General features: G+C 65.2%; 10 protein-coding genes. 2 read left to right on the plus strand and 8 right to left on the minus strand.

The features are described from left to right. Positions 1-75 precede the first annotated feature (75 nt). Entirely contained in the window at positions 76-1833 is a 1758-nt protein-coding gene (locus tag C5689_RS02090; RefSeq protein WP_146188304.1) for an ATP-binding cassette domain-containing protein, read from the plus strand. A 12-nt stretch (positions 1834-1845) separates the two neighbouring features. Here the strand turns inward: C5689_RS02090 and C5689_RS02095 are convergent, their stop codons facing one another. After that, positions 1846-2523, minus strand: a complete 678-nt coding sequence (locus C5689_RS02095) for a spermidine synthase (protein ID WP_108915571.1) — start codon at positions 2521-2523, stop codon at positions 1846-1848. A gap of 127 nt (positions 2524-2650) precedes the next feature. On the opposite strand from C5689_RS02095, the gene C5689_RS02100 reads away from it, so the two are divergent. Further along, positions 2651-3175: an invasion associated locus B family protein gene (locus tag C5689_RS02100; protein WP_158271730.1), complete on the plus strand. Its 525-nt coding sequence runs from the start codon at positions 2651-2653 to the stop codon at positions 3173-3175. Between the two features lie 19 nt (positions 3176-3194). Here C5689_RS02100 and C5689_RS02105 read toward each other — a convergent pair whose 3' ends face one another. The 7 genes from C5689_RS02105 to cydB all read right to left on the minus strand — a co-directional run bounded on the left by C5689_RS02105 (position 3195) and on the right by cydB (position 7581). Next, entirely contained in the window at positions 3195-3602 is a 408-nt protein-coding gene (locus C5689_RS02105) for a DUF4260 domain-containing protein (RefSeq protein WP_108915573.1), read from the minus strand. Positions 3603-3606: 4 nt separating this feature from the next. Beyond that, positions 3607-4023: a 50S ribosomal protein L17 gene (rplQ, locus tag C5689_RS02110; protein ID WP_024878253.1), complete on the minus strand. Its 417-nt coding sequence runs from the start codon at positions 4021-4023 to the stop codon at positions 3607-3609. A gap of 93 nt (positions 4024-4116) precedes the next feature. Next, positions 4117-5136, minus strand: a complete 1020-nt coding sequence (locus tag C5689_RS02115; RefSeq protein ID WP_108915574.1) for a DNA-directed RNA polymerase subunit alpha — start codon at positions 5134-5136, stop codon at positions 4117-4119. Between the two features lie 89 nt (positions 5137-5225). Continuing rightward, positions 5226-5615, minus strand: a complete 390-nt coding sequence (gene rpsK / locus C5689_RS02120; RefSeq protein ID WP_018267194.1) for a 30S ribosomal protein S11 — start codon at positions 5613-5615, stop codon at positions 5226-5228. Between the two features lie 124 nt (positions 5616-5739). Then, positions 5740-6108 (minus strand): 30S ribosomal protein S13, encoded by a 369-nt coding sequence (gene rpsM / locus C5689_RS02125; RefSeq protein ID WP_018267193.1) that lies wholly within the window; start codon positions 6106-6108, stop codon positions 5740-5742. A 197-nt stretch (positions 6109-6305) separates the two neighbouring features. Further along, complete coding sequence (cydX, locus tag C5689_RS02130) at positions 6306-6407, minus strand: cytochrome bd-I oxidase subunit CydX (RefSeq protein WP_024878255.1); 102 nt, start codon at positions 6405-6407, stop codon at positions 6306-6308. Between the two features lie 34 nt (positions 6408-6441). Further along, on the minus strand, positions 6442-7581 hold the full coding sequence (gene cydB / locus C5689_RS02135) for a cytochrome d ubiquinol oxidase subunit II (RefSeq protein WP_108915640.1): 1140 nt from the start codon (positions 7579-7581) through the stop codon (positions 6442-6444). Positions 7582-7674 lie beyond the last annotated feature (93 nt).

The raw sequence follows: 7674 nt of genomic DNA on the forward strand, positions 1-7674 counted from the left end.
GGCCCTTTCGATTCGATCGAAAGCGGCTGGTTCTTTTATTTTTTGCGCGGAGCCGAAGCGGCGAAAGGCTCGCAAATGATGAAAAGCGTTCCGAAATTCATTCTGGAGGCGGTGGGGCCGCGGCTTCTCGGCCTCACTGTCGCGACAACTGCGCTCACGGCGCTCGGCGCCTTGTTTCAGGCGGTGGCGCCGCTGGCGCTCGGCCGCGCGGTCGATCTCTTCAGCCACGCCGACGCCGCTGGCTCGACGCTCGCGGTCTGCCTCTATGTGGGGCTGCTCGGGGCGGCGCGGCTGGCGCCGACGATCGCGACGCCCTTCACAATGTCGGTCGAGCGGCGGCTCGTCCATGCGATCTCGAGCAAAGTCTATGCGCATGCGCTCGATCTGCCATATGCGTATCATCTGACGCGCAAGACCGGCGAGCTCGGCCGCACCATTTCGGAAGGTGTCAACGCCTGCCGTCATTTGCTCTCCATGGTCTCCGGCCTTCTGCCGATGGCGATCGAGATCGTCGCGGCCGCCGGCGTCCTGTCGCATCTCTTCGACGCGTCCATGCTCGCGGCCTATACGGCTTTCGTCGCGCTCTATGCGGCGACTTTCGCGATCTCGGCGAAGGGGTACAGGGAAACGGCGCTGCTGGCGCTGGAGCAGGACGGCAAGGCCTCCAATCTCTTCATCGAAAGCCTGCTGAATTTCGAGACCGTGAAGGCTTTCGTCGCCGAGCGCGCCGTGATGGCGCGGCTCCGCGATCTCTTCGACCAAGCCGAGGGGGGATGGTTGCGCCATTCCGCGCAAGGCGCGCGAAACCAGATCGCGCTGACGGTCGTCTTCACTTTGTCGTTCGGCGGCATATTCGCTCTCGCCGTGAAGCGGCTCGAGACGAGCGGCGGCCCGCCGAGCGATCTGCTGCTCGTCGCGCTCTATCTCACGCAAGTCGTCCGGCCGATCGAGCATTTCACGCTCGTTTGGCGTGAGGTCATCCGCAGTGGCGCTCAGGTCGAGCGTATGCTCGCCATTCTGACGGAGAAGACCGAGGCCGAGCTTTCACCCGGCGGCGAGGCGCTGCCCGGCGAGGGACCGCTGTCGGTCGGCGTCGAAGGGCTCCTCTATTCGCATCATCCGGATCATCCGACGCTGCGCGAGGTGAGTTTCGTCATTCCGCCCGGACGAACGCTCGCGATCGTCGGGCCTAGCGGCGGTGGGAAGTCGACGCTCGCGCGGCTGCTGTTCCGCTTCCACGAGCCGCAGCGCGGCGCGATCCGATTCGACGGCGTCCCTATCGAGGACCTCAATCTCCGCGTCTTGCGCGGCGCTCTCGCTCTGGTGCCGCAAGATTGCGTGCTGTTCAATGAAACGCTCGTCGACAACATCCGCTTCGCGCGGCCGGGGGCGACGCGCGAGGAAATAGAGGCGGCGATGAGCGCGGCCGGATTGAACGACGTCGTCGGGCGCCTGCCGCAGGGCGAGAACACCATCGTCGGAGAGCGCGGCCTGCGGCTCTCGGGCGGCGAGAAGCAGCGCGTCGCCATCGCGCGTGCGCTGTTGAAGCGTCCTCGGCTTCTCGTCCTCGACGAGGCGACCTCTGCGCTGGACACGCGCACCGAGCGGCTCATTCAAGAGCGGATCGCCGATGTGGCCCGAGGCGTGACGCGCTTCGTCGTGGCGCATCGTTTATCGACCGTGGTCGAGGCCGACGAGATCATCGTGCTCGAGGAGGGCGCTATCGTCGAGCGCGGCTCGCATGACGCTCTGCTCGCCGCCGATGGTTGCTATGCGAAAATGTGGGCGGCGCAGCGTCGCGAGGATGCGGAGGCGGCTCTGGAGCCGGCGTGACGCGGACTGCGATCACCGGGCGTGCGCGAGATAAAGGGTGTGGCGAGGATCGCCTTCGGCGCCGCGCGCGGCGACCTCCACCGCGCGGAAGGAAAAGCGCGTCTCCTCTAGCCGCTCCTCGAAGCGCGGCGACGGGTCGGCGGACCAGACGGCGAGCACGCCCGCATGGGCGAGGGCGCGCCGCATCTTGCGCAGGCCGCGCGCGGAGAAGAGCGCGGAATTGATGTCGCAGAGCACCGCCTCCGGGCCATTGTCTATATCGAGGAGGATGGCGTCATAGGCGCCCGCTTCTGCCTCCATCAGCGCGGCGACGTCTCCCTCCCGCAATTGGACGCGGGCGTCCTCCAGCGGCCGGCCGGCCAGCGGCGCGAGGGGGCCGCAATTCCAGGCGATGATCTCGGGGAGCAGCTCGGCGACGATGATGCGCGCGTCTCTCGGCGCGGCGTCGAGCGCGGCGCGTAGGGTGAAGCCCATGCCGAGGCCGCCGATTAGAATGCGCGGCGCGGCGGCGCGCGTCTCGGCGAGGGCGAGACGAGCCAGCGCCTCCTCCGAGCGATGGGCTCGGTTGGACATGAGATCATAGCCGTTGCAGCGGATTTCATAGATTCCGCCGCGCCGGCGCAGGATTAGTTCGTCGCCCGCGGCGGTGCGGGCGCGGGCGAGTTCGTCCCAGGGCTCGATCACTCTCATTCCGTCGTTTCGCTCTGGCGATCCGAGCCGTCGCGCTTGTCACCGCCGCATGGGCGAACTATCGTCATCGGTAAATATCGCGTTTTTCGAGAGAGATTTGCAGATGCGAGCGCGGAGTGCGGCGGCGGTGGCCGTGATTGTCTCGGCCATGCTCTCGAGCGCCGCCGATGCGCGGCCTGTTCACCTCGCGCTTCGACCTTTGCAAAATTGGTTGAAAGCCTGCGGTCTCGACAAGAGGCTCGGCGAGCCGACCTGTTACGTCACCCGCGACTATGGCGCCGGTGGGCAGACTGTTTTGGGCCTCAGTGTCCATGACCTGCAAAAGAGTCATAAAGTCGTCTTGCTCTTCATCATCCCCCCAGAACTCATTGCAGATTCGCATCCTCGCTTTTCGATCGACGGCGGCCATGTGGGAGCAACGGCGCGCCAAGCCTGTTTTCCTAACGGCTGCTTCGTCCGAGCAGACGTCGATCGTAGCCTGCTCGAAGTGCTGAAAGGCGGCGACGAATTGCTTCTTTGGGGACGAACCCAATCGAGAGGCGACTTTATTCTCCACGCGCCGCTCTCGGGCTTCGCCACCGCCTTCGATGGCGAGCCGATCGATCCGAAGCTGCTCGCGCGGCTACAAAAGCAGCATCGGCTTCAGCAATAGTTGGCTTCCACTCGGCGGGTCAACCTTCGGATTCCGCCCTGCGCCCGACGCGGCCGAGATGGGTGTCGCCGAAGGCGGTCCCATATTTGAGGCCGAAACCGAGCATTCGGTCGAAGCCGATATGCGAAAGATGAATGAGCGCGATCGAGATCATCAGCCCTTGGTCGAGATAGACGCCGGCGCCGAGCACGGCGAAGGGGATGATCGTCGTATGAGCGGTGTTATAGGCGATTGCGCCGACGCGCGGGCCGGCGAGATAGAAGGCCATCGACAGATCGGGAAAGAGGAACAGCCAGGCCAGCAGGCGCCAATCCGCGCCGAGGCCGAAATAAGCGAAAAGGGCGGCCGCCATCAGCGCCGCCCCTTCTAATCTCAGCAGAATTTTCGGCCAACCGAGAACGCTTCCACTCGCGGGGCCGGGGAGCATCGGCTCAGGCCGCCTCTTCCGTCGCCGTCTGGACGGGGCCGGAATCCTGGCCCTTGGCGTCCACGTCGCGGTCGACGAATTCGATCACGGCGAGCGGGGCGTTGTCGCCATAGCGGAAGCCGGCCTTCAGCACGCGCGTGTAGCCGCCATTGCGCTCCTTGTAGCGCGGGCCGAGCACGTCGAAGAGCTTTCTGACCAGATCGACGTCGCGCAGGCGGGAGATGGCCTGACGGCGGGCGTGGAGGTCGCCGCGCTTGCCGAGCGTCACCAGCTTCTCGACGATGGGGCGAAGATCCTTGGCCTTGGGCAGAGTCGTGACGATCTGCTCATGCTTGATGAGCGCCTGGGCCATATTGACGAACATCGCCTGACGATGCTCGTGGGTGCGGCCGAAGCGGCGCTTCTTGTTACGATGATACATTCGGCGTCTCCGTTATTTTAGCGGCCGCCGTGCCAAGGAACGGCCGTCTCTGTGTTTCCCTCTCCCGCGGAGCGGGAGAAGGGAGAGTGCGGATCAATAATGCTCTTCGAATCTCTTGGCGAGATCGTCGATGTTCTCCGGCGGCCAGCCGGGCACTTCCATGCCGAGGTGCAGGCCCATTTGCGCCAGCACTTCCTTGATCTCGTTCAGCGACTTGCGGCCGAAGTTCGGGGTGCGGAGCATTTCCGCCTCCGACTTCTGGATGAGGTCGCCGATATAGACGATATTGTCGTTCTTCAGGCAGTTGGCCGAGCGCACCGAAAGCTCGAGCTCGTCCACCTTCTTCAGCAGCGCCGGGTTGAAGGCGAGCTGCGGGATGGACGGAGCGGCCTCCTCGCGGCGCGGCTCCTCGAAATTCACGAAGACCGAGAGCTGGTCTTGCAGAATGCGCGCCGCATAGGCGAGCGCGTCCTCCGGCGAGATGGCGCCATTGGTTTCGATCGTCAGCGTCAGCTTGTCCTTGTCGAGCTCCTGGCCCTCACGGGTGTTCTCGACCCGATAGCTCACCTTTTTGACCGGCGAATAGAGGCTGTCGATCGGGATGAGGCCGATCGGCGCGTCCTCGGCGCGGTTGCGGTCGGCCGGGACATAGCCCTTGCCGGTCGCGATGGTGAACTCCACGCGGAACTCGGCACCCTCGTCCAGCGTGCAGATGACGAGATCGGGATTGAGGATCTGCAGATCGCCGGTGGCCTGGATGTCGCCGGCCGTGACGGGGCCCGGACCCAGTTTTTTCAGCGTCAGGCGCTTCACGCCCTCGCCGCTGTATTTGATGGCGATGTCCTTGATGTTGAGGACGATGTCGGTGACGTCCTCGCGCACGCCGGGGATCGACGAGAATTCGTGCAGCACGCCGTCGATATGGATCGAGGTGATCGCCGCGCCCTGCAAGGAGGAGAGCAGAATGCGACGCAGCGCATTGCCCAACGTCAAGCCGAAGCCGCGCTCGAGCGGCGAAGCGACGGCCACCGCGATGCGGCGCGGATCGTAACCCGCCGTCACCTCGAGCTTGCTGGGCTTGATGAGTTCCTGCCAGTTCTTCTGGATGCTCACTGTGGCGCCTTTCCTTCAGCTCTCGGCCGGGTCCCGCGCGCCTGCGGCGCGAGACCCCGTCGCAATTCGTCTCGATGAAACAGGTCTCGTCAGACGCGGCGGCGCTTGCGCGGGCGGCAGCCATTGTGCGGAATGGGCGTCACGTCGCGGATCGAGGTCACGGTGAAGCCCGCGGCCTGCAGCGCGCGCAGCGCCGATTCACGACCGGAGCCCGGCCCGGAAACCTCGACCTCGAGGGTGCGCACGCCATGCTCGCCGGCCTTGCGGGCCGCGTCCTCGGCGGCCATCTGCGCGGCGTAGGGCGTCGATTTGCGGGAGCCCTTGAAGCCCATCGTGCCGGCGGACGACCAGGACACGGTGTTGCCCTGCGCGTCGGTGATGGTGATCATCGTGTTGTTGAACGTCGAATTCACATGCGCGACGCCGGAAACGATGTTCTTGCGCTCCCTGCGGCGAACGCGGGTGGTCTCTTTTGCCATAGTCTCTTTCTCGTCCTTCGAACGCGCCCGTAATGCCGGGCGCTAGGGCTCGATGAGGGCGGAAGCGTTCGTCGCTCCGCGCCCAGGTGATCGTCGCGGGAGAGCCCGCGACACGTAAGCCTGATTACTTCTTCTTGCCGGCGATCGGCTTCGCCTTGCCCTTGCGGGTGCGGGCGTTGGTGTGGGTGCGCTGGCCGCGCACCGGCAGCTGGCGACGATGGCGCAGGCCGCGATAGCAGCCGAGGTCCATCAGGCGCTTGATGTTGATCGCCACTTCGCGGCGAAGATCGCCTTCGACGAGATAGTCGCGGTCGATCGTCTCGCGGATCTGCAGCACTTCGGCGTCGGTCAGCTGGGCGACGCGACGCTCGGCCGGGATGTTCACCTTCTCGATGATCTCCTGCGCCTTTTTCGGCCCGATTCCGTGGATATACTGCAGAGCGATGACGACGCGCTTATTGGTCGGAATGTTGACGCCGGCTATACGGGCCATTTTCTCGTCTCTCCATGTGAGGGCGAACTCGAGGTTCGCCGATCAGACCCGCGTCCGGTGGAGGCCGGCCCCTGCGGGCTTTTTATACGACGACGGCTCCGTTCCCGCCGAGGAACGGAGCGCATCGCCGAAGTGGTGAAGGTGGGCTTCCTAGGCGAAAGCCGTCGACCCGTCAAGGCGTCCGCCCCGCAGGTCGATCACTTTTCCTCGCTATATTCCTCGAGCTCCAGCCACATGGCGTTGATGACGCCGAAGGCGCAGGCGAGGCCGAGACCGAGAATCCAGGAAAAATACCACATGGCGATCTCCTATGCGCGATGGGGGAAGCTGCGCTCAATACGGATAATTGTCCTTGTCGCCGACGCTCGCCTGCGACACCGGCCCGCGCAGGACGCGATATATCCAGGCCGTATAGGCGAGGACGATGGGCAGGAAGACGACGACCACCGCCAGCATCAGCGTCAATGTGCGCTGGCTGGACGAGGCGTCCCAGAGCGTCAGGCCGTGATTGGGCTCGATCGAAGACGGCAGCACGAAGGGGAACAGAGTGAAGCCCGCCGTGGCGATGACGCCCGCCGTCGCCAGGCTCGAGCCGATGAAGGCGATCAGCGGCGCCGAGAAGGCCAGCGCCAGCACGGCGACCAGCGCGCCGAAATAGACGGCGGCCGGGGCGGCGAGCGTCCACGGCCGCGCCTCATAGGCGGCCCGCCAAGCGCCGGCCTCATGAGCGACGGTTTTCGCGAGCGGGTTGGAGGGGGCGGACGGATCGACGGCGCTGGTCAGCACATAGCCCTCGATATTTTCGGAGCCCCAATAGCCGGCATAGGTGAAGGCGGCCAGCAGCGCGATCGCCGCCAGAAGGCCGCCGAGCTTGGCGCGAAATGCGAGCTGGCCCTGCGTTTTGCTCGCGAGCCAGCACGCGCCCTGCAGCGTGATCATCGCGAGGCTGACGACTCCGGCGAGCAGGGCGAAGGGGGTGAGCAGGCCGAAGAGATCGCCCTCATAGACGATGTTCATCTGATCGTCGAAGCGGAAGGGCGCGCCGAGCAAGACATTGCCGAAGGCGACGCCGAACAGCAGCGCCGGCACGAAGCCGGAGACGAAGAATATCCAGTCCCAGGCGCGTCGCCAGCCATGCGTCTCCACCTTGCTGCGATAGACGATCGCCGCCGGCCGAAGAATGAGGCCGAGCAGGACGAGGAACATCGCCAGATAGAAGCCCGAGAAGGAGACGGCGTAGAGCGCCGGAAAGGCGGCGAAAATCGCGCCGCCGCCGAGGATCAGCCAGACCTGATTGCCCTCCCACACCGGGCCGATGGCGTTGAGCGTCTGCCGGCGCTCGGAGTCGGTGCGCGCGACGAAGGGGTGGAGGACGGCGGCGCCGAGATCGAAGCCGTCGGCGACCGCAAATCCGATGAGCAGCGTTCCGAGCAGGGCCCACCAGACGAGCCGCAGAATTCCATAATCGATCATGTCGGGAATCTCCTCGATGAGGCAGGCGTTCAAAAGCTCGTGCTCCACCTCCCCCTCGAGGGGGGAGGTCGACCGCCGAAGGCGGGCGGGAGG

This window comes from Methylosinus sporium, from assembly GCF_003113265.1.
Taxonomy (GTDB): Bacteria; Pseudomonadota; Alphaproteobacteria; order Rhizobiales; family Beijerinckiaceae; genus Methylosinus; species Methylosinus sporium.